This window comes from Acidovorax sp. T1 (assembly GCF_002176815.1).
Lineage (GTDB): Bacteria > Pseudomonadota > Gammaproteobacteria > Burkholderiales > Burkholderiaceae_C > Acidovorax.
On the sequence record NZ_CP021648.1, the window covers coordinates 2,170,729 to 2,196,254 of the forward strand.

27 protein-coding genes are annotated in these 25,526 nt (G+C 66.2%); 14 read left to right on the forward strand and 13 right to left on the reverse strand.

Annotation, left to right across the window (positions count from 1 at the left end):
• The first annotated feature begins 191 nt into the window (after positions 1-191).
• On the forward strand, positions 192-476 hold the full coding sequence (locus CCX87_RS10075; protein ID WP_087745970.1) for a DUF6150 family protein: 285 nt from the start codon (positions 192-194) through the stop codon (positions 474-476).
• Positions 477-581: 105 nt separating this feature from the next.
• Here CCX87_RS10075 and CCX87_RS10080 read toward each other — a convergent pair whose 3' ends face one another.
• Positions 582-1,427: a fumarylacetoacetate hydrolase family protein gene (locus tag CCX87_RS10080; RefSeq protein WP_087745972.1), complete on the reverse strand. Its 846-nt coding sequence runs from the start codon at positions 1,425-1,427 to the stop codon at positions 582-584.
• A 453-nt stretch (positions 1,428-1,880) separates the two neighbouring features.
• On the opposite strand from CCX87_RS10080, the gene CCX87_RS10085 reads away from it, so the two are divergent.
• Positions 1,881-2,471 carry a chromate transporter gene (locus CCX87_RS10085; RefSeq protein ID WP_087745974.1) on the forward strand — a complete coding sequence of 197 codons (591 nt, stop codon included), beginning with the start codon at positions 1,881-1,883 and terminating at the stop codon, positions 2,469-2,471.
• Complete coding sequence (locus CCX87_RS10090; protein ID WP_087745976.1) at positions 2,468-3,061, forward strand: chromate transporter; 594 nt, start codon at positions 2,468-2,470, stop codon at positions 3,059-3,061. The genes CCX87_RS10085 and CCX87_RS10090 overlap by 4 nt, the downstream gene beginning before the upstream one ends.
• Positions 3,062-3,076: 15 nt before the next feature.
• Here CCX87_RS10090 and rlmB read toward each other — a convergent pair whose 3' ends face one another.
• Entirely contained in the window at positions 3,077-3,826 is a 750-nt protein-coding gene (gene rlmB / locus CCX87_RS10095; protein ID WP_087745978.1) for a 23S rRNA (guanosine(2251)-2'-O)-methyltransferase RlmB, read from the reverse strand.
• Positions 3,827-4,119: 293 nt separating this feature from the next.
• Here rlmB and sstT point away from each other — a divergent pair, with 293 nt between their 5' ends.
• A complete protein-coding gene (gene sstT, locus CCX87_RS10100) occupies positions 4,120-5,343 on the forward strand; it encodes a serine/threonine transporter SstT (RefSeq protein ID WP_087748282.1) in 1,224 nt (407 codons plus the stop codon).
• Between the two features lie 24 nt (positions 5,344-5,367).
• Here the strand turns inward: sstT and CCX87_RS10105 are convergent, their stop codons facing one another.
• The gene (locus CCX87_RS10105; protein WP_087745980.1) at positions 5,368-6,060 is read right to left on the reverse strand and encodes an ABC transporter ATP-binding protein; all 693 of its coding nucleotides are present in this window, start codon (positions 6,058-6,060) and stop codon (positions 5,368-5,370) included.
• A gap of 27 nt (positions 6,061-6,087) precedes the next feature.
• Between CCX87_RS10105 and CCX87_RS10110 the strand changes: the two genes are divergently transcribed.
• Positions 6,088-6,771, forward strand: coding sequence for an arylesterase (locus CCX87_RS10110; protein ID WP_369825267.1), 684 nt, complete (start codon positions 6,088-6,090; stop codon positions 6,769-6,771).
• A 19-nt stretch (positions 6,772-6,790) separates the two neighbouring features.
• Here CCX87_RS10110 and CCX87_RS10115 read toward each other — a convergent pair whose 3' ends face one another.
• The 4 genes from CCX87_RS10115 to CCX87_RS10130 all read right to left on the reverse strand — a co-directional run bounded on the left by CCX87_RS10115 (position 6,791) and on the right by CCX87_RS10130 (position 9,822).
• On the reverse strand, positions 6,791-6,979 hold the full coding sequence (locus CCX87_RS10115; RefSeq protein WP_087745986.1) for a hypothetical protein: 189 nt from the start codon (positions 6,977-6,979) through the stop codon (positions 6,791-6,793).
• A gap of 55 nt (positions 6,980-7,034) precedes the next feature.
• The gene (locus CCX87_RS10120; protein WP_087745988.1) at positions 7,035-7,832 is read right to left on the reverse strand and encodes a DUF2189 domain-containing protein; all 798 of its coding nucleotides are present in this window, start codon (positions 7,830-7,832) and stop codon (positions 7,035-7,037) included.
• A gap of 154 nt (positions 7,833-7,986) precedes the next feature.
• Positions 7,987-9,234: a PLP-dependent transferase gene (locus tag CCX87_RS10125; RefSeq protein ID WP_087745991.1), complete on the reverse strand. Its 1,248-nt coding sequence runs from the start codon at positions 9,232-9,234 to the stop codon at positions 7,987-7,989.
• Positions 9,235-9,333: 99 nt separating this feature from the next.
• The gene (locus tag CCX87_RS10130) at positions 9,334-9,822 is read right to left on the reverse strand and encodes a BON domain-containing protein (protein ID WP_087745993.1); all 489 of its coding nucleotides are present in this window, start codon (positions 9,820-9,822) and stop codon (positions 9,334-9,336) included.
• Positions 9,823-10,007: 185 nt separating this feature from the next.
• On the opposite strand from CCX87_RS10130, the gene CCX87_RS10135 reads away from it, so the two are divergent.
• Genes CCX87_RS10135 through CCX87_RS10150 form a run of 4 tightly spaced genes read left to right on the forward strand, consistent with a single transcriptional unit; the run spans position 10,008 to position 14,225 of the window.
• Positions 10,008-11,732, forward strand: coding sequence for a SulP family inorganic anion transporter (locus tag CCX87_RS10135; protein ID WP_087745995.1), 1,725 nt, complete (start codon positions 10,008-10,010; stop codon positions 11,730-11,732).
• 34 nt (positions 11,733-11,766) lie between these two features.
• Positions 11,767-12,531 carry a GGDEF domain-containing protein gene (locus CCX87_RS10140; RefSeq protein ID WP_087745997.1) on the forward strand — a complete coding sequence of 255 codons (765 nt, stop codon included), beginning with the start codon at positions 11,767-11,769 and terminating at the stop codon, positions 12,529-12,531.
• Between the two features lie 10 nt (positions 12,532-12,541).
• The gene (locus tag CCX87_RS10145; RefSeq protein WP_087745999.1) at positions 12,542-13,399 is read left to right on the forward strand and encodes a MinD/ParA family protein; all 858 of its coding nucleotides are present in this window, start codon (positions 12,542-12,544) and stop codon (positions 13,397-13,399) included.
• A 58-nt stretch (positions 13,400-13,457) separates the two neighbouring features.
• Positions 13,458-14,225 carry a sulfurtransferase gene (locus tag CCX87_RS10150; protein ID WP_087746001.1) on the forward strand — a complete coding sequence of 256 codons (768 nt, stop codon included), beginning with the start codon at positions 13,458-13,460 and terminating at the stop codon, positions 14,223-14,225.
• A gap of 66 nt (positions 14,226-14,291) precedes the next feature.
• Here the strand turns inward: CCX87_RS10150 and CCX87_RS10155 are convergent, their stop codons facing one another.
• The 5 genes from CCX87_RS10155 to CCX87_RS10175 form a co-directional block, all read right to left on the reverse strand.
• Positions 14,292-15,179 carry a pirin family protein gene (locus CCX87_RS10155; protein WP_087746002.1) on the reverse strand — a complete coding sequence of 296 codons (888 nt, stop codon included), beginning with the start codon at positions 15,177-15,179 and terminating at the stop codon, positions 14,292-14,294.
• The gene (locus tag CCX87_RS10160; protein ID WP_087746005.1) at positions 15,176-15,583 is read right to left on the reverse strand and encodes an OsmC family protein; all 408 of its coding nucleotides are present in this window, start codon (positions 15,581-15,583) and stop codon (positions 15,176-15,178) included. Before CCX87_RS10160 ends, CCX87_RS10155 begins: the two co-directional genes overlap by 4 nt.
• Positions 15,584-15,610: 27 nt before the next feature.
• Complete coding sequence (locus tag CCX87_RS10165) at positions 15,611-16,165, reverse strand: flavodoxin family protein (RefSeq protein WP_087746007.1); 555 nt, start codon at positions 16,163-16,165, stop codon at positions 15,611-15,613.
• 85 nt (positions 16,166-16,250) lie between these two features.
• Positions 16,251-16,664 carry a DoxX family protein gene (locus tag CCX87_RS10170; protein WP_087746009.1) on the reverse strand — a complete coding sequence of 138 codons (414 nt, stop codon included), beginning with the start codon at positions 16,662-16,664 and terminating at the stop codon, positions 16,251-16,253.
• A 59-nt stretch (positions 16,665-16,723) separates the two neighbouring features.
• A complete protein-coding gene (locus tag CCX87_RS10175; protein ID WP_087746011.1) occupies positions 16,724-17,425 on the reverse strand; it encodes a pirin family protein in 702 nt (233 codons plus the stop codon).
• Between the two features lie 105 nt (positions 17,426-17,530).
• Here CCX87_RS10175 and CCX87_RS10180 point away from each other — a divergent pair, with 105 nt between their 5' ends.
• The 5 genes from CCX87_RS10180 (at position 17,531) to CCX87_RS10200 (ending at position 22,552) form a co-directional block, all read left to right on the forward strand.
• A complete protein-coding gene (locus CCX87_RS10180; RefSeq protein WP_087746013.1) occupies positions 17,531-18,469 on the forward strand; it encodes a LysR family transcriptional regulator in 939 nt (312 codons plus the stop codon).
• A 75-nt stretch (positions 18,470-18,544) separates the two neighbouring features.
• Positions 18,545-19,699: an NAD(P)/FAD-dependent oxidoreductase gene (locus CCX87_RS10185; RefSeq protein WP_143218352.1), complete on the forward strand. Its 1,155-nt coding sequence runs from the start codon at positions 18,545-18,547 to the stop codon at positions 19,697-19,699.
• The gene (gene gluQRS, locus CCX87_RS10190) at positions 19,696-20,694 is read left to right on the forward strand and encodes a tRNA glutamyl-Q(34) synthetase GluQRS (RefSeq protein WP_087746017.1); all 999 of its coding nucleotides are present in this window, start codon (positions 19,696-19,698) and stop codon (positions 20,692-20,694) included. The genes CCX87_RS10185 and gluQRS overlap by 4 nt, the downstream gene beginning before the upstream one ends.
• Positions 20,691-21,467, forward strand: coding sequence for a tRNA (guanosine(46)-N7)-methyltransferase TrmB (gene trmB, locus CCX87_RS10195; protein WP_198314700.1), 777 nt, complete (start codon positions 20,691-20,693; stop codon positions 21,465-21,467). The genes gluQRS and trmB overlap by 4 nt, the downstream gene beginning before the upstream one ends.
• Before the next feature lie 32 nt (positions 21,468-21,499).
• Positions 21,500-22,552, forward strand: coding sequence for a GGDEF domain-containing protein (locus tag CCX87_RS10200; RefSeq protein WP_087746021.1), 1,053 nt, complete (start codon positions 21,500-21,502; stop codon positions 22,550-22,552).
• Between the two features lie 32 nt (positions 22,553-22,584).
• Here the strand turns inward: CCX87_RS10200 and CCX87_RS10205 are convergent, their stop codons facing one another.
• Positions 22,585-25,497 (reverse strand): HD domain-containing phosphohydrolase, encoded by a 2,913-nt coding sequence (locus tag CCX87_RS10205; RefSeq protein ID WP_369825266.1) that lies wholly within the window; start codon positions 25,495-25,497, stop codon positions 22,585-22,587.
• Positions 25,498-25,526 lie beyond the last annotated feature (29 nt).

The following is a 25,526-nucleotide window of genomic DNA, read 5'->3' on the forward strand; positions in this document are numbered from 1 at the left end:
CCTGCGCGGTGCGCACCGGCATGTCAGCCAGCGGCGCGAACCGTTGTCAGAATTTTCACCGTTGCGCGCCCCGGCGCGGGTATCCACCGCTGTACGGCGTGGCGGGGTTGCGGGGTTGCGCACCATGCGGCCAGCGGTGCGGTCCGATAACATGCACGCGTTGGTTTTCTCCCTTTCGCAGGAGGTTGCGCATGGCAAAGATTCTGGTGGCAGCGCTGGCAAGCAAGGCCGACGCAAGCGTGTTTGAAGTGCCTTTTGAGACCCAGGCCGACCTGTGCTGGTATGAACTGCCCTACCGCCAGCAGGCCGAGGGTGACGCGCAGTGGTGCTTTGTGGATTACGAGGCCGACGCCACGTTCAGGATCTTCCGCGTGAAATACGCCACCCAGGCCGACATCAAGACCTTCCAGGTCAAATACCCCGAACAGGCGGGCTGGCGCAACAAGGCGCACCGGCTGCGCGGGCAAATCGGCTGAGGGGCTGGTGGCCCGTGCGCCCGCCTGATGGCGATGGCCTCACCGCTGGAGGCCGCCCGTTGCCGGCGCCATCTCCCAATTTGATCGCGATGCGGGCCCCTGCCCTCAGCCGCCCACGCAGGTCTGGGTTTGCTCGCCCAGCCCGGTGGCGCCCAGCCGCATCACGTCGCCGGGCTTGAGGAACCAGGGCGTGGGTTTCTGGCCCAGGCCCACACCGGCAGGGGTGCCGGTCAGCACGATGTCGCCCGGCTCCAGCGTCATGAACTGGCTGATGTACGACACCACGGCGGGCACGCCAAAGATGAAGTTGCGCGTGTTGCCGTTTTGCACGCGCTGGCCGTTGACCTCCAGCCACAGGTCGATGGCGTGCGGGTCGGGCACCTCGTCGGCCGTCACCAACCAGGGGCCGATGGGGGCGAAGGTGTCGTAGCTCTTGCCCTTGTCCCACTGGCCGCCGCGCTCGGTCTGCCAGGCGCGCTCGGACACATCATTGGCCAGCACGTAGCCCGCCACATGCTGCAGCGCGGCGCCTTCACTGACGTGGCTGGCCCGGGTGCCGATGACAATGCCCAACTCGACCTCCCAGTCGGTCTTGCGCGCGCCGGGGGGAATGCGCACCGCGTCATTCGGGCCGCTCAGGGCGGTGATGGCTTTCATGAACAGCACGGGCTCGGCGGGCGCCTGCATGCCAGCTTCGAGCGCGTGGTCGGCATAGTTCAGCCCCACGCAGACGATCTTGCCCACACCCGCCACCGGGCACGCCAGGCGCGGCGCACCCGGCACGGCGGGCAGGCGGCTGGTGTCGAGCGCCGCTAGGGCCGACAAGGTGCGCGGGCCAAGCTGGGCAGGGCCCAGTTCAGGCAACAGCATTGACAGATCGCGCAGCACGCCTTGGGCATCCAGCACGCCGGGGCGCTCGGCGCCGGGTTGACCATAACGAACCAGTTTCATGGGTGTGTCCTTGTGTGTCTGCGTTGCCGAACCGTCGCAGGCGGGCGGCGGCGCGGCAGCTGCCTATCCTAGTCCAGCGACACCGCGCCGATGCCCGTGATCAGCTGCCGCGCACCCTTGCCACCCATCAGCATTCATGATGCCCCTGTCGCCGTTCGCGATGCCGGGGCCAGGGGGCCTGGCCTGCCTGGCGGCTTACCATGGAGCGGCGTGCCCCTGGACCGCCCAGGCATCCGTTAAACTCCTTTTTTCATAGCTGCTAGCGCTTATGGTTATTGCGCTAGAGGCATATTTCGCCTGATTAACGATATATCTCAGATACCTTGCCCCCATCCGTTCGGGCTGAGCTTGTCGAAGCCAGGGCGCTCATTGCAAAAGCCCTTCGACAGGCTCAGGGCGAACGGGGTTTATCTGAGGCATGTACCGAATCAAGATATTTCGACCCTATTCACCATGTCCGCGTCCCTGCCCTCCCCTGATGCACCCGACGCGCGGCCGCAGCCGCGCAACCCGGCCGACCTGTTCTGGTCGTTCACCTGGCTGGCGCTGCAGGGCTTTGGCGGCGTGCTGGCGGTGGTGCAGCGCGAGCTGGTGGAAAAAAAACGCTGGATGACGAACGAGGAGTTCGTCGAAGACTGGGCCGTGGCCCAGATCATGCCGGGGCCGAACGTGGTGAATCTCTCTGTGATGATCGGCGACCGCCACTTCGGGCTGCGCGGCGCCGTGGCGGCGCTGGCGGGCATGCTCACTTTTCCGCTGCTGCTGGTGCTGGCACTGGCGCTGGTGTATGCGCAGTTTGCCAGCCACCCGGCCGTGGCGGGCGCGCTGCGGGGCATGGGCGCCGTGGCCGCCGGGCTGATTGCGGGCACGGGCTTCAAGCTGGCGGCGGCACTGCGCAAACACCCGCTGGGCCCCTGGCTGTGCACTGCGCTCGCCGCCCTCACCTTTGCCGGCATGGCGCTGCTGCGCTGGCCGCTGGCCTGGGTGCTGCCGGCGCTGGGCGGCCTGGCCTGCGCGCTGACCTGGCGAAAGATTGCGCCATGACCCACGCCATTGCGCTGCAGCCGCTGGACTGGCTCAACCTTTTTCTCTACTTCATCTCGATCTCGCTGCTGGCCGTGGGCGGCGCCATTGCCACCGCGCCCGACATGCACCGCTTTCTGGTGGAGCGCCAGGGCTGGCTGACCGAGCTGCAATTCAACGCCTCCATTGCCATCGCCCAGGCTGCGCCGGGGCCCAATGTGCTGTTCATTGCACTGCTGGGCTGGAACGTGGGCATCAACACCGGCGGGGCCGGTGCGGCCGGCTGGGCCAGCGGCGCTTTGGGCATGGCGCTGTGCATGGTCGGCATCATGCTGCCCAGCACCACACTGACCTGGCTGGCCACGCGCTGGGGCCACCGCAACCGCGAGCGGCGCAGCGTGCGTGCCTTCAAGCAGGGCATGGCGCCCGTGGTGATTGGCCTGCTACTGGCCACCGCCTGGCTGCTGAGCAGCGCCCATGGCAAGCCGGCCACCGACTGGCCGCTGTGGCTGCTGACGCTGGTGTGCACGCTGCTGGTGTGGCGCACCCGGCTGCACCTGCTGTGGCTGCTGGGCGCCGGTGCGCTGCTGGGGGCGCTGGGGCTGGTGTGATGGGGGCGGAGTGGTTCAACCGCCGCGTTGGCGCAGGGCTTCGTACAGGCACACGCCGCTGGCCACGGATACGTTCAGGCTTTCCACCGCGCCCTTCATGGGGATGCTGACGAGCTCGTCGCAGGTCTTGCGCGTGAGCTGGCGCATGCCGTCGCCTTCTGCACCCAGCACCAGGGCCACGGGGCCTTTCAGATCGACCTGGTACACGGTTTTGGGCGCGTCGTCGCTGGTGCCGATGCACCAGATGTTGCGCTCCTTGAGCTCGTTCAAGGTGCGCGCGAGGTTGGTGACCATGAAATACGGCATGGTCTCGGCCGCGCCGCTGGCCACCTTGGCCACGGTGGCGTTGATGCCCACGGCATGGTCCTTGGGGGCGATGACGGCATGTGCGCCCGCGCCGTCGGCCACGCGCAGGCAGGCGCCCAGGTTGTGCGGGTCGGTCACGCCGTCGAGCACCAGCAGCAGGGGCTGCTCGATGCCGGCGGCTTCGAGGTTTTCGAGCAGCTCGTCGAGCGAGGTGACCTGCGCCACGGGCTCCACGCGTGCGGCCACGCCCTGGTGGCCGTGGCTGCCAGCCAGCTTGGCGATGCGCACGCTGTCGGCTTCAATGAGGCGGGCACCGGCCTCGCGGGCGCGGTCGAGAAACTGGCGCATGCGCGCATCGCGGCGCGTGGCTTCGTAGTAAATCTCGATGATGGATTGTGGCGCGGTCTTCAGACGCACGCCCACGGCGTGAAAGCCGAAGAGTACTTTGGGGCTGGACATAGCGGGATTATCCGGGCATTGCCCGATCTCACGGAATGGTGCCCATGCGGCCAACGGGCGAACCAGCGCCTCATGGTCGAAAGGCCTGGCAAAAAGGGCTGGCTCCCAAGCGCCTAAAATCGCGGACTTCCATTTCTCGATCCGCCAGACGGTGCGACCTTATTGCGCCGTTGCCGGCGTGCCAGTTTGGCTTTGCGGGCTTGGCTTTTGCCAGCCGTTTCGATTGGGACCAGCAACGGTTTTGTGCATTTTTTGCCGCACCCGCTGGCCTGTTTTACCTTTTTTTCAACACCATGATTTTTAACCCGCTTCGCTGGGTACAGCGCACGAGCCTCGTCACGCAAATCGTGATTGCCATGTTTACCGGCATCGCGCTGGCCGTGTTCTTTCCGGCCGCCACCCCCAAGGTGGCCATTCTGGGAACGCTGTTCATTTCCGCCCTCAAGGCCGTGGCGCCCGTGCTGGTGTTCATTTTGGTGATTGCCGCCATCAGCAACCACAAGCCCGGCGAAGCCACCCACATGCGACCGGTGCTCTTTTTGTATCTGGTGGGCACGCTGGCAGCGTCCGTCGTGGGCGTCACGGCCAGTCTGTGGTTTCCGTCCACGCTGGTGCTGCAGGCCCCGGCGGATGCGGCCAATGGGCCGACAAATATCCAGGATGTGCTGCTGGCGCTGCTCATGAACGTGGTGGACAACCCCGTGCACGCCCTGATGGAGGCCAACTACATCGGCATCCTGGCCTGGGCGCTGGGCTTTGGCATGGCCATGCGCCACGCCAGCGCGGGCACCCGCACCGTGATGCACGATTTGTCGGCTGGCATCACGGTGATCATCCAGGTGGTGATCCGCTTTGCGCCGCTGGGCATTTTCGGTCTGGTGGCCGGCACCTTTGCCGACGCGGGTGCGCAGGCGCTGTGGGGCTATGCGCACCTGCTGGCCGTGTTGCTGGGCTGCATGGTGTTTGTGGCGCTGGTGGTCAACCCGCTCATCGTGTTTCTGGCGCTGCGCACCAACCCCTATCCGCTGGTGTTCACCTGCCTGCGCGAGAGTGGCGTGACGGCGTTCTTCACGCGCAGCTCGGCGGCCAACATCCCCATCAACCTGGCGCTGGCCAAGCGACTGAACCTGAACGAAGACACCTACAGCATCGCCATTCCGCTGGGCGCAACCATCAACATGGCTGGCGCGGCCATCACCATCAGCGTGCTGTCTCTGGCGGCGGCGCACACCCTGGGCATTGCAGTGGACATGCCAACCGCCCTGCTGCTGTGCGTGGTGGCGGCCGTGTGCGCCTGCGGCGCCTCGGGCGTGGCCGGCGGCTCGCTGCTGCTGATTCCGCTGGCGTGCAGCCTGTTTGGCATCAGCAACGATGTGGCCATGCAGGTGGTGGCCATCGGCTTCATCATCGGCATCCTGCAGGACTCGGCCGAGACGGCGCTCAATTCATCGACCGATGTGCTGTTCACGGCCGTGGCCTGCCGCTGGGCAGAACCAGAACGCCGGTCGGCGCGCTGAGTCAGTTTTCATCCGCAGGCCGGGTCATGTGCTGACCCTGCCGGCCACGATGCTGATGACGCGCTCGCAGCGCTGGGCAATGCCCCGATCGTGCGTGACCAGCACCAGCGTGGTGCCCTGCTCGCGGTTGAGATCAAACATCAGTTGCATGATGGTCTCGCCGGTGGCGAAGTCGAGGCTGCCGGTGGGCTCGTCGGCCAGCAGCACGGCGGGCTGCATCACAAAAGCGCGCGCCAGCGCCACGCGCTGCTGCTCGCCGCCACTGAGCACCTTGGGGTAATGCCCCAGGCGCTGGCCCAGCCCCACATGCTTGAGCATCTCGGTGGCCGCCTTGCGGGCGTCGCTGCGGCTGGCCAGCTCCAGCGGCAGCATGACGTTTTCGAGTGCCGTGAGGTTGCCCATCAGCTGAAAGCTCTGGAACACGAAACCCACCTTTTGCGCACGCAGCGCGGCGCGGCCATCTTCGCTCAGCGCAAACAAATCCTGGCCATCGAGCCGCACGGTGCCGCGCGTGGGCGTATCCAGGCCCGCAATGATCGACAGCAAGGTGCTTTTGCCAGAGCCCGACGCGCCCACAATGGCCACGGTTTCCCCAGGCGCCAGGCGGAAATCGATATCACGCAAAATGTCCAGCGTGCCGGTGGAGTCGGTCACCGACTTGAATACATGCTCGACGGCAATGATGGGTGTGGCTGGCGAAGGGGCAGGTTCAGACATGAAAGGTTTCTTATTTTGATTTGCGATGTGCATCGACGCCACTTTATCCTGACCACCGCAGCCGGGGCGCTGGCGGGGCTTTGTGCCCCGGCCGCCATGGCCCAGCAGGCAGGCAAGGCACAGGCAGCCGCAACGCGGCCAAAACAGGGGCCACAGCAGGTCATTTTGGTGCTGGGCGACTCGCTCAGTGCCGAATACGGCCTGGCACGCGGCACCGGCTGGGTGGCCTTGCTGGAAAAGCGCCTGGCGCAGGAAAAGATCGCAGCCACCGTGGTGAATGCCAGCGTGAGCGGAGAAACCACCTCCGGCGGGCGTTCGCGCCTGGCGGCGCTGCTGGCGCAGCACCGGCCCAGCCAGGTGGTGATCGAGCTGGGCGGCAATGACGCGCTACGCGGTTTGCCGCTGAAAAATACCGAAGAAAACCTGTCGTGGATGGTGCAGACGGCACAGACATCGGGTGCCAAGGTGCTGCTGGTGGGTATGCAGGTGCCACCCAATTACGGCACCGACTATGCCAACCGCTTTGCGGCCACCTTTACGGCAGTGGCCAAGGCGCGCAAGGCGGGCGTGGTGCCATTTTTCCTCAAGGGCGTGGCCGATGGACCCGACCCGACGCGCCTGTTCCAGCCAGACCGCATCCACCCGCGCGCCGAGGCGCATCCGCAGATGCTGGCCAATGTGTGGCCGGAACTCCAGAAGCTCTTGCGTTAAGAGCCCTGGCGAAAATGAACTAATTGCCTGCAGACTCCGCTGGCCCGGCGGGTGCGGGCGACGCAAACGCTGCAGGCCCATCGGCGGGCTGGTCGTCTTGCGGCTCGTCAGGCCTGCGGTGGGTTTTGGCTTTGAGCTTCTCTTCCTTTTTTTTCTTTTTGGCGAGTTCGCGCTGGCGCTTTTCGTATCCGTAGTTGGGTGTTGCCAAGGTATTTGCTTCCTGAAGTTGAGGCCCACTGTAACAGCTTGCCCTCTGTGCAGACTCAAACCGCCATGGGCAGGACGGGGTTCACTGCCGCGCGGTAGGCGTGCCAGCTGGCATGGCCCAGCACCGGACCGGCCAGCAACAGGCCTGCGCCCCACAGCCACAGCGATGCCGCCACGATGAGGGTGATCAACAGCCCCCACAGCAGCATGACGGCGGTGTTTTCCAGCACCACCCGCATGCTGGTGATGCCGGCTGTGAGCGCATCGGTGTCGCGGTCCAGGATCATGGGAATGGACACCACCGAGGTCGAAAAAACCAGCGCCGCAAAAGCGCCCCCCACTGCCAGGTAAACGCCGACAAAACCCCAGTTCTGCGGGTTGAAGATGGCCGCCATCACCCCCGTGGTCGAGGGCATGCCAGTGTTGAAGAACACGGCAAACACCACCAGTGACGCCCGACCCCACAGCAACTCCAGCACCACCAGCACGAGCACCAGCATGCCCATGCTGCCCATGTGCGTGTCCCAGCAGGTGATGGATTGCCCCAAATCAGGCGGCTGGCCGGCCTCGCGGCGCCGGCTGGTGTCGTACAGGCCCATGGCCAGAAACGGCCCCACCAGCAGGCAGCCGCTGGCCAGCGACATGGCGTATTCAGGCCGCGTGCGAAACACCCAGGCCAGCACCAGCGCCATGCCCCAGAAACAGGCGCCATAAAACAGTGCAATGCCCGGAGCGGCCACCACATCCTGCATGCCCTTGCGCAGCCAGCGAAAGGGGTCGGCCAAGCGCAATGGATTCAGCGTGACGGCGGGGGGAGCGGCGGACGGCAGTTGGGTGACAGGAGGTGCGGACATGGAGGCAAGGGCGTGTATGGGCAAAAAGGCGGGCAAGGCCGGCGGGTGCAAACCCTATCGCCAGCAAGCCACACCCTAAGCCACCTGCCCCTTGCACGCCACTGAGGAAACTACCACCCCCCCCCGCAATGGCTGACGCCGCGACATCGCACCCTCAGGTTGCGCCAAAGGCCCTGTCCATGGCCTGCTGCAAATCCCGGCGCAGGTCTTCCACCGCTTCCAGCCCCACGGAAAAGCGCACCAGCGTGCCCTGCTGCAGGTGCGGCGCTGGCCGGCTGCGCATGGACGCGAGTTGATAAGGCACCACCAGGCTCATGGGGCCGCCCCAGCTGTAGCCGAGCTTGAACAGGCGCAGGCCGTCGCAGAACGCATCGACCTGCTGCTGGCTGTAGCGTGCATCGATCATCACGCTGAACAGGCCGGCTGCGGCCCCATCGCCGCCGTTGGCAGCACCACACAGGGCCTGCCAGTGGGCGTGGCCCGGGGCGCCGGGCAGCGCCGGGTGCAGCACCTGCACCACGGCGGGCTGCTGCTGCATCCACCGTGCCAGCTTGCGCGCCGCCACGTCGTGCGCGCGATACCGCAGGCCGATGCTGGGCAAGGCACGCAGCACGGTTTCGGCATCGTTGGCGGCGATGCCCAGGCCCAGCCGCATGTGCGTGAGCTTGACTTTCATGTGCAGGGCCAGGTCGCGCGTGATGACACTGCCCATCAGCACATCGCCGCCGCCACTGGGGTATTTGGTGATTGCATGAACCGAAATATCCACCGCCAGGCTGCCGCTGCCATCCCCTGCCAGGTCAAAGGGCGCAAACGCCAGACCGGCGCCCCAGGTGTTGTCGAGCGCCGAGGTCACCCCCCGGGCACGGCAGATGCGCACCTGTTCGCACAGGTCGGGGAACTCCATGGTCACCGACCCGGGGGCCTCCAGCCACACCAATCGCGTTGCCGGCGTGATGCGCGCGGCCAGATCGGCCGGGTCGAGCGGGTCGTACAGCACATGGCGTATGCCGAAGCGGGCCAGCTCGCCGTTGGCCAGGTCTTTGTTGGGGCCGTAGGCGTTGTCGGGAATCAGGACTTCATCGCCGGGCTGGAGCAAGGCCAGCGCCACGTTGGCGATCGCCGCAAGGCCGCTGGGCACCAGCACGCACTGCAGCCCGCCCTCCAGCGCGCACAGGCGCTCTTCCAGAATGAAGGTAGTGGGTGTGCCGTGCAGGCCGTAGGTGTAGCCGCTCTTGTCTTTCCATTCGCGCGACCGCATCGCGGCGACATTGGGAAAAATGACGGTGGAGGCCTTGAACACGCCCGGCTGCGGCGCGACAAACCCGGCGGGCGGGGTGTAAGGGTGGTGGACGATGCGGGTGGCAGGCCCGAAAGCGGTGTCTTCAGTCATGCCTGGCATGGTAGCGCGCCATGGCGGGCACCCATGCCGCCAGCGGCTCCACCGAGCCGTGCGTTCACGCGGCTCCTCACCCCCTCACCGGGGGAAGGAGCCCGAGGATCAGCCTGCGACCTTGAGGTTGTTGGTCACCGACATCACACCCTTCACACCTTTGGCGATGGTTTCCGCGCGTTCGCGGGCGTTGGCATTCGGTGCGGGGCCACTGAGCGTGACGGCACCGGCACGGGTGTCCACATCGATCTTGAATGCGCTCAGGTCGGGGTCCTTGGCCAGGCCGGCCGACACCTGCGCAGTGATGGTGGCGTCGTCCACCGCGCCCATGGCGGCAGTGCCCATTTCCTGGGCACCCGACTGCACCTTGGCAGCGCCTTCTTCCACCTTGGTTTCCGCGTTCTTGAGGGCGCTTTCTGCCTTCATCTTCGCATCCGCTGCGGCCTGTTCGGTTTGTTGCACAGCGGAATCGAGCTTTTGCCCCACGGTGGGCTGTTCCTGCTTGTTGCAGGCGGTCAGACCAAACGCCAGGGCACTGACACCAAGAATAGACCAGATGCGTTGCGCGCCAGGATGCGAAAAATGACCGATATGCATGTGTTGACCCCTTCAAGATAAAGAAGGCCAGACTGTAAGCAGCGCCCCCGCCCACCGGGGTCGGACAGCGCCGAATGGGCTGTAGGACAACCGCGCCAACAGACTCTGCCCCTTCAAGGAAAACGTTGTGCGCGCAGCGCAGCATCGCGGAACAACAGGCCGCTGCAGCAGCGACAATCGCAGCGATGTCACTGCACACCTTGACCCGCTGGTTTCCGTTTCTGGCCTGGCCGCGCCCTGACCGTGCCTTGCTCAAGGGGGAGTTCTGGGCCGGCATGACGGTGGGCCTGATGCTGGTGCCGCAGGGCGTGGCCTACGCCGCCCTGGCGGGCATGCCGCTGGTGACCGGCATCTATGCATCGCTGGTGCCGGCGCTGGTGGCGGTGCTGTTCAGCGCCTCCACGCGCCTGGGCGTGGGGCCCACAGCCCTCACCAGCCTGCTGATCGGCGCATCGCTGTCGGGGCTGGCCGAGCCCGGCAGCGCGCAGTGGGTGGCGATGGCGGCCTGGATGGCGATTCTGTCAGGACTGGTGCAACTGGTGATGGGCCTCGCACGCTTTGGCTGGCTGCTCAATCTGGTGACCTCGCCAGTGCTCAGCGGCTTCACCCAGGCGGCGGCGCTGTTGATTCTTTCGTCCCAACTGGGGGCGCTGACCGGGCTGCGCTCCGATCTGGGTGCCTTGTGGACGACACCCTCGCTGGGCCATTTCGACCTGACGGCGGCGGCCTTCGGGCTGGGCAGCCTGGTGTTGCTGATGCTCGCGCGCCGGCTGCGGCCGGGCTTTCCGGCCGCCATCGTGGTGCTGGGCGCGGCGGGGCTTATCAGCTGGGCCCTGGGCTATGCCGAGGCCGATGGCGCAGTGGTGGGCGCCTTGCCTGCAGGCCTGCCCAGCCTTTACTGGCCGGGCGCCCTGCCCTGGCCCAGCTTTGCGGCGCTGGTGATGCCAGTGCTGGTGGTCACGCTGGTGAGTTTTCTGGAGACGGCTTCCAGCGCCAAGGTGGACAGCCAGCGCTCGGGCGAGCGCTGGAACGAAAACCAGGACCTGATCGGCCAGGGCCTGGCCAAAATCAGCAGCGGGCTGTGCGGCAGCTTTGCCACCAGCGCGTCGTTTTCGCGCTCGGCTATCAACCTGTATGCCGGCGCCCGCAGCGGCTGGGCCACCGTGTTTGCCATCGGCCTGGTGCTGGTGGTGCTGCTGTGGCTGACGCCGGCGCTCTACCATGTGCCGCAGTCGGTGCTGGCCGCCGTGGTGGTGACGGCCGTCACCAGCCTGATCAAACCGGGCAGCTTCGTGCGGCTGTGGCGCATTTCCCGCGTCGAGGCGGTCATCTCCGGCATCACCTTTGGCCTGACGCTGGCCACCGCACCCCGCATGTACTGGGGCGTGCTGGTGGGCCTGCTGATGAACCTGAGCCATTTCCTGTACCAGCGTCTGCACCCGCGCATCATCGAGGTGGGCATGCACCCCGACGGCAGCCTGCGCGACCGGCACCTGTGGCAATTGCCGGCGCTGGCGCCGCATGTGCTGGCCCTGCGCATGGATGCCGAACTCGACTTTGCTTCCGCCAGCGCGCTTGAACGCCGGGTGATGGACCACTTGGGCGCGCACCCCGATGTAGTGCATGTCTGCCTGCTGGCCCAGCCCATCAACCGCATCGACGTGACCGGCGTGGAAACCTTCGCCCATCTGGTGGCCACCCTGCGCGCCCGCACGGGCACGCTGCACCTGAGCGGGCTCAAGCTGCCCGTGGAACAGGTGCTGCGCCGCGCCGGGGTGCTGGAGCCCGGCACGGGGCTGGCCATGTACCGCACCGACGCCGAGGCCCTGCGGGCGCTGCAGCAACTGCCGGTCACGGCAGAAAGCGCCCCTGGCGCGGCCTCTGGCGGCCAAAACGCGCGGGGCGGCTGATACACTTGCCGGTTCTTTCTGGCTCTCCCATTCCGTGTCTGATTCGGCCTCCCACATCGTAGACCTGCGCGACCTGCGTCTGGACACTGCGCACGCGCTGGTAGCCCAGGCCGGCGGGAGCGAGGCCGCACTGCACCCCGAGCAGCCGTCGCTCTACCTGCAAAACCTGATCGACGGACTGTGCGAACTGTCGCTGAAAGACCCCCTCACCGGGCTGGCCAATCGCCGCCATTTCCGGGCGGTGCTGGAACGCGAGATCGACCGGGTAACGCGCTCAGGCGAGGCCGCATTGCTGCTGATGCTGGACATCGACTATTTCAAGCAGATCAACGACACCCACGGACATCTGGCCGGCGACGTGGTGCTGCAGTCGGTGGCGCGCACGCTGAGCGCCTGCGTGCGCCCCATGGACACGCTGGCACGCTATGGCGGCGAAGAATTTGCCGTGGTGCTGCCCGCCTGCCAGGCAGGCTTTGGCAAGGTGGTGGCCGAGCGCATTCGCCGTGCGGTGGCCAATACGCCGGTGCGCATTTCGCCCTCGGTCGAGGTCAACGTCACGCTCAGCATTGGCGGTGCTTTCGCCATGCAATGGATACGCTCCACCACCCTGCTCTGGACAGACCGTGCGGACCAGCAGTTGTACAACGCAAAATCCATGGGCCGCAATCGTGTGAGCCTTGAGGAGCAACCCGACAGCACGGTCAGTGCCGAAGAAAAGAGCCTGTTGTTCGGCCCGCTCTACACGCCGTCGGGCTGGGGCGATCTGCCCCCGCTGGACTCTGCAAGCAGCGTCAACTGAAAGTAACGAGATGAGCGACGCGCTGTCCCCCCCCTTCAACAACCCCGCCGCCACACCCGTGCCGCCCGCGCCACCATTGGCAGCGGCAGGCGCCGGCGCGCGCATCATTGCCGTCACCAGTGGCAAGGGCGGCGTGGGCAAGACCTTTGTTTCTGCCAACCTGGCCGCCGCCCTGACCCGACGGGGCCAGCGTGTGCTGGTGCTCGATGCCGACCTGGGTCTGGCCAACCTTGACGTGGTGCTCAATCTGCACCCCAAGGTCACGCTGCACGATGTATTCACCGGCAAGGCGCCCTTGCAGGACGCCATCGTCCAGGCGCCCGGCGGCTTCTCGGTGCTGCTGGCGGGCTCGGGCATGGTCGAGTATTCGCGCCTGACCCCCGAGGTGCGCAACCAGTTCCTCAATGTCATCCAGGAGATCACGCCGATGTACGACGTGGTGCTGCTGGACACCGGCGCCGGCATCTCCGATGTGGTGCTGTTTTCCGTCTCGCTGGCGTCCGAAGTGCTGATCGTGGCCACGCCCGAGCCCACCTCGCTCACCGATGCCTACGCAGCCATCAAGGTGCTGGCCATGCAGCAAAAGCGCCAGCATGTGCGCATGGTCATCAACCAGGCCGCCCGGCCGGGCGACGGCCGCGCCATCACCAGCCAGTTGCAGCAGGTGCTGGACCGCTTTGTCAGCACCGAATCGGGACGCACGATGCGCCTGATTCACATGGGCGACATACCGGCTGACCCTGCGGTGCGCGATGCCGTCATGCGCCGCCAGCTGCTGCTGCTGCAAATGCCGGGCTGCGCCGCGTCACTGGCCATTGCCCAGCTGGCCAACAAGATCGAGTCCACGCTGCTGGTGCCCAACGCCTGACGGGCAAACCGGCGCAGCGCCTGCCTGCGGGCCGGGGCGCCGTCCTGAGATATCTGCCGTGAAACCTGTCCTGAACATCTCCTGCTACCAATTCGTGCCCCTGCCCGATGCCGCGGCCTTGCGCGAACTGCTGCACGAGCGGGCCATGGCTGCCGCGCTCAAAGGCACCATCTTGCTGGCCCACGAAGGCATCAACATGTTCCTGGCGGGCCCGGCAGCGGCGGTGCGCGGCTTTGTGAACGCCCTGCGCGCCGACCCGCGCTTTGCCGATCTGGAGCCGAAGGAAAGCTGGTCGGACACCGTGCCGTTTCGCAAGATGCTGGTCAAGGTCAAGCGCGAGATCATCCGCATGGACCACCCCGCCATCCAGCCCTCGGCGGGCCGGGCGCCCGCCGTCACGCCGGCCACTCTGCGCCGCTGGCTAACCCAAGGCCATGACGACGCGGGCCGCCCCGTGGTGACGCTGGACACGCGCAACGCCTTCGAGGTGGATGAGGGCACGTTCGACCACGCCATCGACTGGCGCATCGACAAGTTCACCGAGTTCCCCCCGGCCCTGCGCGCCCACAAGGCCGAGCTGGCAGACAAGACGGTGGTGAGCTTTTGCACGGGCGGCATCCGCTGCGAAAAAGCCGCCATCCTGATGCGCGAGGAAGGCCTCACGCATGTCTACCAGCTCGAAGGCGGCATCCTGAAATATTTCGAGGAAACGGATGGCGCGCATTACCACGGCGGCTGTTTCGTGTTCGACGAGCGCCGCACGCTGGCCGCAGACCTCTCAGCCGGCACGCTGCGCAATGTCGTGGAAGATGCTATTGATAAGTGAGCTACTAGTGCTTACTACATAAGCGCTAGAGGCATATTTACCTATAAAACCGCGTACAGCCTCGCCTCACGGCTTGAAACGGTGCGCTGGCAGGGGAATCCGCTCGGTGTCTCCGGGCACCTGGCCCATCTGGTCGGCTTCCCAGTCTTGGGCGGCCTGCACGATGCGCTCTTTGTTGCTGGAGACAAAGTTCCACCAAATATGGCGGGGTGCATCCAGCGGCGCACCGCCGATCACCATCAGCCGCGCCTCCGTGGCGCCCGCCTGCAGCCGTGCCGATGCGGCGGGCGGCAGCACGGCCATGGTGTGTTCGGCCAGTGGCTGGCCATCGAGCTGCACGGCGGCATCCACTGCATACACCGCCATTTCCTGCGCCAGGGCGGGCAGCTCCAGCACGCCGCCCGCTGGCAACTGCACATCCAGGTACAGCGTGGGCGACAGGGTGGCCACCGGCGAGGTCACGCCAAACGCCGACCCGACGAGCACCCGCACCGTGCCGTCGCCCACGGCCAACTCGGCAATGGCGCTGGCGGGCGTGTGCGTGAACGAGGGCGGGCAATCTTCCTGCCCCAGCGGCAGTGCGGCCCACAGCTGGATCCCGTGGTTGACATAGTTTTGGGTGGCCAGCGCGGGCGGGCGGCGCTCGGAATGCACGATGCCACGCCCGGCGGTCATCCAGTTGATGGCGCCGGGCTCGATCTGCTGCACGCTCCCGAGGCTGTCGCGGTGCAGGATGGCGCCCGAGAACAGGTAGGTGACCGTGGCCAGGCCGATGTGCGGGTGCGGCCGCACGTCGTATTCGTTCGCGGGCTGCACGGTGACGGGGCCGAAGTGGTCAAAGAACAGGAATGGCCCCACCGATCGCTGCTGCAGGGCAGGCAGCAGCCGGCGCACCGTGAAACCGCCACCCAGGTCCTTGAAATGGCCGGTGAGCAGGAGCGGGGCGCTGCTCATGCCATGCGCTCCACGGTGGTGGTGATTTCGGTGGTGACGGCCGTCATGAGCTTGTGCACCGGGCATTTGTGCGCCACGGCCTGCAGTTCCTGCAGCTGCTCATCGCTGAGCTCACCGCTGATCTGCATGCGGGCCGCGAGGCGGTAGGTGCCCGCGCGCTCGGCCGATGCATCGCGCTCGATCACCGTGCGCACGTCGCTCACCGGGATGCCCTTGCGGCGCGCATACCAGAGCACCGTGAGCGCCTTGCAAGAGCCCAGCGCCGCGTCATAAAGGTCGTGCGGATTGGGGCCCGTGTCGTCCCCGCCCTCTGCGGCTGTGCCATCCACCACCAACGTATGGCTGCGGATGGTCAGCGTCTGCGCCATGGGGGCGGATGTGATGCGATTGAGTTCAATAGCCATCGGAAACTCCAAAGTGGGTTCGATCCATCATGCGCCCAGGCGCGCGGCAACCGCTGCCACGCGCTGGCCCAGCAGCCGGCCGGTTTCCAGGTCGCCCGCAAACATCTCGGCGGCAGAGGCATCGGAGGGCGACTGCGCCATGGCACCGCTGAACGCGCCCAGCCAGTTCACATCGTTGCGCGTGGCTGCCTTCGCATTGGAAGGCAGCATGCCCGCGCCCACCCACAGCCCGCCGTGCTGCATGGCCAGGTGGAACAGATAGTCCAGCGTGATCTGCTTGTCGCCATTGGGGCTGGCGCTATTGGTGAAGCCCGCAAAAAGCTTGTCTTTCCAGGCCTGGTTGAACCAGGGCTTGGACGAGGCATCCGCAAATTTTTTGAACTGCCAGCTCGGCCCCCCCATGTAGGTCGGAGAGCCCAGGATGATGGCCTTGGCGGCCAGCAGGGTCTCCCAGCCGCCTTCGGGCAGGTTGCCGTCGGCATCGATCGCGACCAGCTGGGCGTCGGCGCCATCGGCCACGGCCTGGGCCAGGCGCTGGGTGTGGCCGTAGCCGGAGTGATAAACCACTGCAATCAATGACATGGAAGAATCCTTCTGTGCAAGCGAAACAAGGCCCACGCGTCACCCTCGGCAACGTGGGCGGGAACGAGCAGAACGTTCGGGGAGCTTAGCGGGCTGCGCGCTGGCCGTCCACGCTGAAGGCGCCGGCACCAAAGGCCGTCAGCGCCAGCAGGCCACCGACCACGGCAATGTTCTTGAAGAACAGCAATTGCTGAATCATCTGCCCATCGGCGGGCGCCGCCCAATAGGCATGAAAGAAAAAGCTCGCGACCAGCGTGAAGAAGGCCAGCACCAGCGCGGCAAAGCGCGTGCCGAAACCCACGATCAGCGCCACACTGCCCACCACCTCGACCACCGCAGCAACCGCCGCCGCAACGGTGGGCATGGGCATCCCCACCGACGATATGTAGCCCACCGTGCCGGCAAAGCCGGTAATTTTGCCAATGCCTGCAGGAAGAAACAGCGCTGCAAACAGCAGGCGCGACACGAGGGCCAGGGGATTTTGCAAAGAAGAAAGCATGGTGAACTCCTGAAAAACGAATAAAGAATAAAGAACGGACGGGAAACGACTCAAAAAACTCAAGCAACCAGATCAAACACCAACACCTCGGCGTCCTGGCCATCGGTCAATGCCAGGGACGACTCGTTTTCGATCAGCGCGGCGTCGCCAGCAACCAGTGGCTGGCCATTCACACACAGCGCGCCGCGCACCAGGTGCACATAGGTCTTGCGTGCCGGGTTCAGGCGCTGGGTGACGGCCTCCGGGCCATCCAGCAGCCCGGCATACAGCGCGGCATCGGCATGCACGGTGACCGAACCCTGCGCCCCATCGGGCGAGGCCACGAGCCGCAGCACACCGCGCTTTTCAGCGGTGCTAAACGACTTTTGCTCGTAGCTGGGCGCAATGCCTTGCTGGTTGGGCAGGATCCAGATCTGCAAAAAATGCGTGGTCTGGCCGGCGGCGTGGTTGAACTCGCTGTGCGTCACGCCGGTCCCGGCGCTCATGCGCTGCACGTCACCGGGCGGGATGCCCTTCACGTTGCCCATGCTGTCCTTGTGGGCCAGCTCGCCCGACAGCACATAGCTGATGATCTCCATGTCGCGGTGGCTGTGGGTGCCAAAGCCGGTGCCTGGTGCAATGCGGTCCTCATTGATGACGCGCAGGTTGCCAAAGCCCATGTGGCGCGGATCGTGGTAACCCGCAAAAGAAAAGCTGTGAAATGAATTGAGCCAGCCATGGTCGGCGTGGCCCCGGTCTTGCGATTTACGAACAGTCAGCATGGTGATTGCTCCTTTCAAGACTCTACTGTATTGGTCGCTGCACCATCGCAGAACCTGCAGGATTGTCGGAATCGTTCAAAATATCTGAACAACCCACCACACACCATGCACCACCCCTACGACGTTCTCACCCCGGACAGCCTCGCCATGCTGCAGGTGATCTCGGAAACCGGCAGCTTTGCTGCGGCGGCCCGGCACCTGGGCCTGGTGCCCAGTGCGCTGACCTACCGGGTGCGCCAGATCGAGGACGCGCTGGACGTGCTGCTGTTTGACCGCACGGCCCGCCAGGCGCGCCCGACCGAGGCCGGTGCCGAGCTGCTGCGCGAGGGCGCCCGGCTGCTGCGCGAGATCGATGCCGTGGCCAACCGCGTGCGCCGGGTGGCCACGGGCTGGGAGCCCCAGCTCACGATTGCCGTCGATGGCGTGGTCTCGCCCCACACCATGCTGGAGCTGGTCGAAGCGTTTTACGCCATGGCCCCGCCCACCCACCTGAAGCTGCGCGATGGCATCCTCAACGGCACCCTGGAAGCGCTGACCTCGGGCCACGCCGACCTGGCCATCGGCGTCTCGGTCGAAGGTTCGAACGTGGCCGGCCTGCAGCAGGGCCTGCTCGGTGAATTGCTGTTCATTTACGTGGTGGCCCCCCACCACCCGCTGGCCTTGGTACCCGAACCCCTCACCGACGCCACCTTGCTGCAGCACCGCGCGGTGGCCGTGGCCGACTCCGCGCAGCGCGGCGGCGCCACCATGGGACTGCTGGGCGGGCAGGACGTGCTGACGGTGGACACCATGCAGGCCAAGGTGCAGGCGCAGTTGCGCGGCCTGGGCGGAGGCTTTCTGCCTGAGCCCATGGTGCGCCCCTACCTGGAAGCAGGCCACTTGGTGGCGCGCCGCGTGGCTCGCCCCGAGCGCAACATGCGCATGCACTATGCATGGGGAGGCCCCGGCTTCACGGCGGCGGGGCGCGCACTGCAATGGTGGTTGAACCAGTTGCAAAGCCCGGCCACGCGCCGCGCCCTGCTGGAAAACCACCATCATTTCTGATGCCCGCCCCCGCGCCACGCGTGTAGAGTGGCCCTTGTCAGATTTCTCCCGCCGACCGTCTCCGAAAGGCCTTCCATGACAAAACCCGTTTCACGCCCCGCCAAACGGCCCCGACGCCCCGGCGCCACTGCAGCAGCAACCACCCAACGCCAGCCGGGCAAGGCGGCAAAGGCAGCAAAGACCGCCAGGACGACGCCACGCCATTTCGCCATCATTGGCGCGGGCATGGCCGGCGTGGTCTGCGCGCGCACGCTGGTGCAGGCGGGCCACCAGGTCACCGTCTTTGAAAAATCGTCCCAGGCCGGCGGCCGCACCACCACCATCGACTCGCCGTTCGGCAGCTTTGACGCGGGTGCGCAATATTTCACCGTGCGCGACCCGCGCTTTGCAAAGGCGATCGACACCGTGCCCGGCGTGTGCCGGCCCTGGAGCGCCAACGCCGTGCGCGTGCTCGACGCGGCCGGCCGTGTGGCGGCCGCGGGTCTGCCCACCCGTGAACCCCACTGGGTGGCCAGCCCCGGCATGAACGCCCTCGTCACCACCTGGGCCGCCCCGTTGCAGCAGGCCGGCCAGCTCATCACCGACACCCGCGTGAGCAGCATCGAACGCGATCCCCTCAATGGCACCCACTGGCAGGTGCGCACCGAAGGGTTGGGCGGCACGCAGCATGTCTATGCCGGCTTTGATGCGGTGCTGTTGGCCCAGCCGGCCACGCCGGCCCAGGCGCTGCTGGCGGTTTCGGGCCTGGAAACCCCGCTGAGCGCCGCCATGGCGCGCGTGACCACAGCCCCCTGCTGGACGCTGATGCTCGCCTACCCGCAAGCCGTGCGCCCGGACCTGACCACCCTCGGCCCCCAGTGGAACGCGGCCCGCAGCACCCACCACCGCATTTCGTGGCTGGCGCGCGAGTCGTCCAAACCCGGCCGCACCACCGTTGAACGCTGGACGGTGCAAGCCAGTCCGGCCTGGTCGGCAGAGCACCTGGAAGACGACGCGGATCGCGTGCAGTCCAAGCTGCTCAAGGCGTTTTCTGAAGTCACCGGCATTCGGGCCGAACCCACCCATGCCGACACGCGCCGCTGGCGCTATGCGCAAACCACGCAACCCCTGGGCCAGAGCCACCTGTGGGACGCCAGCCTGGCTCTGGGCGCCTGCGGCGACTGGTGCCTGGGCCACCGCCTGGAAGACGCCTTTGTGTCCGGTCTGGAGCTGGCACTCGACGTGGCATGACGGGCAGTGAAGGGGCCCAGCGGGCGGCCACTCGTTATCAGGGCCGCTTTGCCCCCTCGCCCACCGGCCCGCTGCATGCGGGCTCGCTGGTGGCAGCGCTTGCTAGCTGGCTGGATGCGCGGGCCTGGAACGAGGGACGCGGCGGGCGCTGGCTGGTGCGCATCGAAGACGTGGACACACCGCGCTGCGTGCCCGGCGCTGCCGAGCTCATCTTGCAGCAGCTGGCCACCTGCGGGCTGCTGCCCGACGCACCACCGGTGTGGCAATCAGACCGCGGCGCGCTGTACCAGCAGGCGCTGGATCAGCTCATCGCGCAGGGCCACGCCTACCCCTGTGCCTGCTCGCGCAAGGACATCGAAGACGCCCACACGGCGCAAGGCCATGCCCGCGCGCGCCACGCCGCCTTGCCCTACCCCGGCACCTGCCGCCATGGCCTGCACGGGAGGCCCGCGCGATCGTGGCGGTTCAACACCACAGACTTCAAGCCAAAACACCCTCTAGCGCTTATGGATCAAGCGCAAGAAGCTACATTTTCAATAGCAGACGGCACCGTGCGCTGGGCGGACCGCCGCCTCGGCCCTCAGGCACAGCATGTGGCCAGCGCCGTCGGCGACTTCGTGCTGCGCCGCGCGGACGGCCTGTGGGCCTATCAGCTGGCCGTGGTGGTGGACGACGCGGCCCAGCAGATCACCCATGTGGTGCGCGGCGAAGATCTGGCCGACAACACGCCGCGCCAGATCCTGCTGCAGCAGGCACTGGGGGTGGCGACACCCAGCTACCTGCACACCCCGCTGGTCTGCGGCGCCAACGGGGAAAAGCTCTCCAAGCAAAACGGCGCCGCGGCGCTCGACCTATCCGATCCCTTGCAGGCGCTGGGCAACGCGGCCCAGGTGCTCGGTCTGCCGCCCCTGGACCCTTCCCACAAAAATTCACTGCCGCAGGCACTGGGGATGTGGGTCAATGCCTGGGCGCGAACCTACAATGGGCCACCGTGACCGAACTGACCATTTCTCCAGACTCCGCGCCGCCTGCAGCCGTTTCAAACGCTTCGGCCGCTGCCGTCCGTGCCCCCGATGGCACACCGCCCCCCGGCGTGGCCTACCCCAAGACCATCAAGAGCTTTGTGCGCCGCGCAGGCCGCACCACCACCGGCCAGGCCAAGGCCTTTGAAGACCTGGGGCCCCGCTTTGTGCTGCCCTACACGCCGGCCCCGCTCGATGCCGATGCCGCCTTTGGCCGCAATGCACCGCTGGTGCTCGAAATCGGGTTTGGCATGGGCGAGGCCACAGCCCACATCGCCAAGGTGCGGCCCGATGACAATTTTCTGTGCTGCGAAGTGCACGAACCCGGTGTCGGCGCACTGCTCAAGCGCATTGGCGAGCAAGGCCTGACCAACATCCGCATCCTGCAGCATGATGCTGTCGAGGTCATCGACAACATGCTGCCGCCCGCTTGCCTGGACGGCATCCACATCTTCTTTCCAGACCCCTGGCACAAGAAGAAGCACAACAAGCGCCGCCTGATCCAGACCCCCCTCGTAGCCAAGCTGGCCGCGCGCCTCAAGCCCGGCGGCTACCTGCACTGCGCCACCGACTGGCAACCCTATGCCGAGCAGATGCTGCAGGTGCTGGGGGCCGAGCCCCTGCTCGCCAACACCGCCGAGGGCTTTGCACCGCAACCCGATTACCGTCCCCTGACCAAGTTCGAGAACCGTGGCCTGCGACTGGGGCACGGTGTCTGGGACGTGGTCTTCGTGCGCCGCAGCTGAGCGACTGACTTCGCCAGCACTGCCAACTTTTCATGAAGCCCATCCTCCAAAACCTGGTCGAAATGACCGGCCACCGAGACCACCTGCGCCTCGAAGTGTCGGTGCTGTCAACGCTGCAAAAGCTCAACAGCACCACCGAGGTAAGGGCGCTCGAAGTGTTCGCCCATGGCGTCACCACCTATGTGCGCCCTCGCACCTGGCTGCAGGATGGCGAGCTGGTCTCCACCGACTCGGAAGCCGCCAGCGACCCGCACCGCGAGCCCCTGGAAAACTACCCGGCCCTGTGCCAGTGCATCGAAAAACGCGAGATCCGGGCCACAGCCAGCGTGCAAAAGAGCCGCTACACGCTGTGGTTGCCCGTGTGGATGCATGACAACGTCAGCACCTGCCTGGAGATCACGCAGTCGCGCCCCTTTTCACCGCACAAGCTCGATGTGATCCAGGGCATCTTTCACGTCTACCAGAACTACCAGAGCCTGCTCGACTACAGCGAGCGCGACGCGCTCACGGGGCTGCTCAATCGCAAGACCTTTGACGAGCAGTTTTCCCGCAATCCCACCGCGAGTCTGACCCGCCGCGTGAGCCCGGCCGCAACGGGCACGCCGGACGGCGAACAAGCATCCTGCTGCGAACCCGCTGTCGAGCAATGGCTGGCCGTGGTGGACATCGACCATTTCAAGCAGGTCAATGACCGCTTCGGCCACCTGTACGGCGACGAGGTGCTGATCCTGGTCGCCAACATCCTGCGCAGCTCGTTTCGCAGCCACGACCGCATCTTCCGCTTCGGGGGTGAGGAGTTTGTGGTGCTGCTGCGCTCCACCAGTCTGGCCACGGCGCACAAGGTGTTCAACCGCTTTCGCGTCGCCGTGCAGGAATACCCTTTCCCCCAGGTAGGTCAGGTGACGGTGAGCATGGGCTTTGTCAGCACGGCCAGAGGCTCGCCGGTGGAAATCCTGGGGCAGGCCGACCAGGCGCTTTACCACGCCAAGGAAAACGGGCGCAACCAGGTCTGCTTCTACGACGATCTGGTGGCCAACGGCCATCTGGCAATAAAGGTGGCCAACGACAGTGTCGAGCTGTTCTGAGGGCGGCCTCGCCCGCGCTCCCCGTTTCTCCTCTACGCCGCAGCAGGGCTGGCACCCATCAGGCGCTCGATGGCATCCAGGTCCACGGTGTCCCGCTGGGATGCGGCCAAAAAGCGCTGTGCGTAGTCCTGCCAGACTCCGCTGTGCAAGAAGAACCGGAACACATCGGCGTCGATATGCTGGTTGCGCACCATGTTGGCCATGATGCCAAGCGACTCCGACAGCGTCTTGGCCGGCTTGTAGGGCCGGTCTGAGGCGGTCAGGGCCTCAAAGATGTCGGCCAGGGTCATGACCCGGTCGGCCAGCGTGAGTTCATCGCCTTGGAGGCGACGCGGGTAACCGGTGCCATCGAGCTTTTCGTGGTGCGATCCCGCAATGGACGGCACGCGCGCCAGGTGCGGCGGAAACGGCAAGTCGCTGAGCATGGTGATGGTCTGCACGATGTGGTCGTTGATCTTGAAGCGGTCTTCGGCCGTCAGCGTGCCACGGCGCACCGAGAGGTTGTGCAATTCACCCAGGTGCATTTCCTGGGGCGGCAGCACCATGTCAAAGCCCCACCGGTTGGCCGGGTTGCCTGCTTCTACGGGTGGGCGGCGCGCGCCCCAGGGCACGAGGTGCTCGGGCCGGTCGGACAGCAGCAGCTCGGTGGCGGGCAGGTTGCGCGGCGGCACACCGGCAAACCGTTCGCGCTCGGCCTGGGACAGGCCGATGCGGTCGTCAAAATGCCGTTGCCACTGGGCCTGGCCAATGGCCTGCAGGCGCTGCACATCGGCATCGGCCATGAACTCGCCACCCACGTTGCTCTGGGCCACAAAGGCAAAATCGGCCTGCAATTGCTCTTGTTTTTCTAGCAACTCACGCTTTAGCTGTGCGGGCTCAAGGCCAGAAACATACTGTTTCCAGTAATGCAGCTCGGCATCGCGCCACAGCACCTCAAAGCGCATGCGCACTTCGTGGATGCGGTTGTAGATGGTCTCCAGCTTGGTGGCCTTGTCGATGATGTGCTCGGGGCTGGTGACCTTGCCGCAGTCGTGCAGCCAGGCCCCCAGGCGAAACTCATAAAGCTCGGCCTCGGTCATGGAGACAGCGGCAAAAGGCCCTTCGCGGGCATCGCACAGGCCTTGCATCAAGGCCTCGGCCAGCTGGGGCACACGCTCGCAATGCTCGCCGGTATAGGGGCTCTTGGCGTCAATGGTGTCTGCCAGCACCCGGATGACGGCATCGAAAAGTTTGCGCTGCCCCTCGATCAGGCCGCGCGTTTCAATGGCCACCGACAAGGCGCCCGAGAGCCTTTCGGCAAAAGCGCGGAAGTGGCCACCATCCTTGCGCTGGTCCTGCGCATGGCGCAACACCAAAAGCCCCAGGGGCTGGCCGCCGCGCGTGTGCAACTGCACGCGCAGCACCTGTTGCGCGGCGGCATTCGGCGCAGCGTCTTCATCCCCCGCCTGGCGCTCTGCATAGTGGATGAAATGCGCCATGCCCAGCTGCTCCGGATAGCGCGGCTGGTCCTGCGGGTCCTTGCAGTAGCGGGCGGTGCGCACCAGGCTGGCGCGCCCGGGCTCCACCAGGTACACCGCGCCGCCGCTGCAACCGGTCGCCTGCACCATTTCATACAGCACGCTCGACAGCATCACGTCCAGGCGCTGCTCGGCACTGATGTGGTGGGTGATGTGCAAAAAATCCTGGATGGTGTCGGACATGCTTTCCATCACCTGCCCGAGTTCGCGCACCTCGCGGACGGGCGAAGACGCACGCTCGGGGCGCCGAAAATCAAACCGCGCCAGCGCATGCGCCTGGGCCGCCAGGCCCGCCAGCGTGTGCCCCACGCGCCGCCCGGCGATCCACCCCAGGGGCAGTAGCAGGGCCAGCAGCCCGAGTGAAAGCAACACCTGTCGGCGCAAGTCCCGGTTCATGTCCACCAACAGCTCTGCCGTGGGAATCGCCATCAGCAGGTTCAGGTTGCGCCAGCGCGGGGACTGCAGCGGTTGCACCTGGCCCAGCCACTCCTCGCCCTGCGCCTCGAAACGGCGCGATGCGCCCGGCTGCATGCCCAACGCGTTGAGCGCCGTCAGGCTGGGCACGCCCAGCTCGCTCAGGGGGCTCATGTGGGCCTGGTCGCCGTCGCGCAGCAGCACGCGGGACATGTCGGGATAGGCCAGCACCCGCTGGTCTTTGCCCAGCACCGCGATCTCCGTGCGGGGCATGAGGCGCAGGCTGCCAATCTCGCGGCCCAGATCGGTCAGCGCAACATCCAGACCCAGTACGGCGCTACCTTCTTCACTGGGCTGGCTCAGCGTGACGCCCACCTCCTGGGTGGTGAAAAACACATAGGGCGTGGTGAGGATCTGCGTTTGGGTTTGCAGCGCCTCGTCGTACCACGGGCGGGTGCGCGGGTCAAAACGGTAGTCTGGACGGATCGATGTCGCCAGCAGCCGCAGTTGCGCGTCATAAAAGCTCCAGCGGCCCACCAGCGCCGCCCCGCCCTGCTCGCGGGCGATGGACTGCAACAGAAACGCGGAATTGTCAGGCGCCCCCATGCGCGTGCGCAGCTCGGCGGTGCGCAGTGGCCGCACCAGCAAAAATTGCCCATCGGGGTAGCCCACGTACACGGCGGACAACAGCGGGTTCTGCTCCAGCAGCCGGGCCAGCACCGGCAGGCGGCGCAGACGCGGTGCCAAGCTGGAGGCCGAGGCCACGGGGTCGAACGCCAGCAGGCGCAAGGTGGCGTCGGCCGGGTCCACGATGCGGTGCACGCGCTCGCTGATCAGCTGGCTGATGCGCAGCGCACTCTCGCCGGAGGCGGTCTCGATGGCCTGGCGGGCGCTGGAACTGAACTGGTAGGCCATCAGCGCCGTCAGCAGCAGCATGGCCAACACCACCACCGAGGCAATCAGCACCTCAAAGCGGACGGTGATGCGTCGCCACCAGGGCAGTCGCGTCGCCACACTTGCCCGGGTGGCCGGGCGACCGGGAA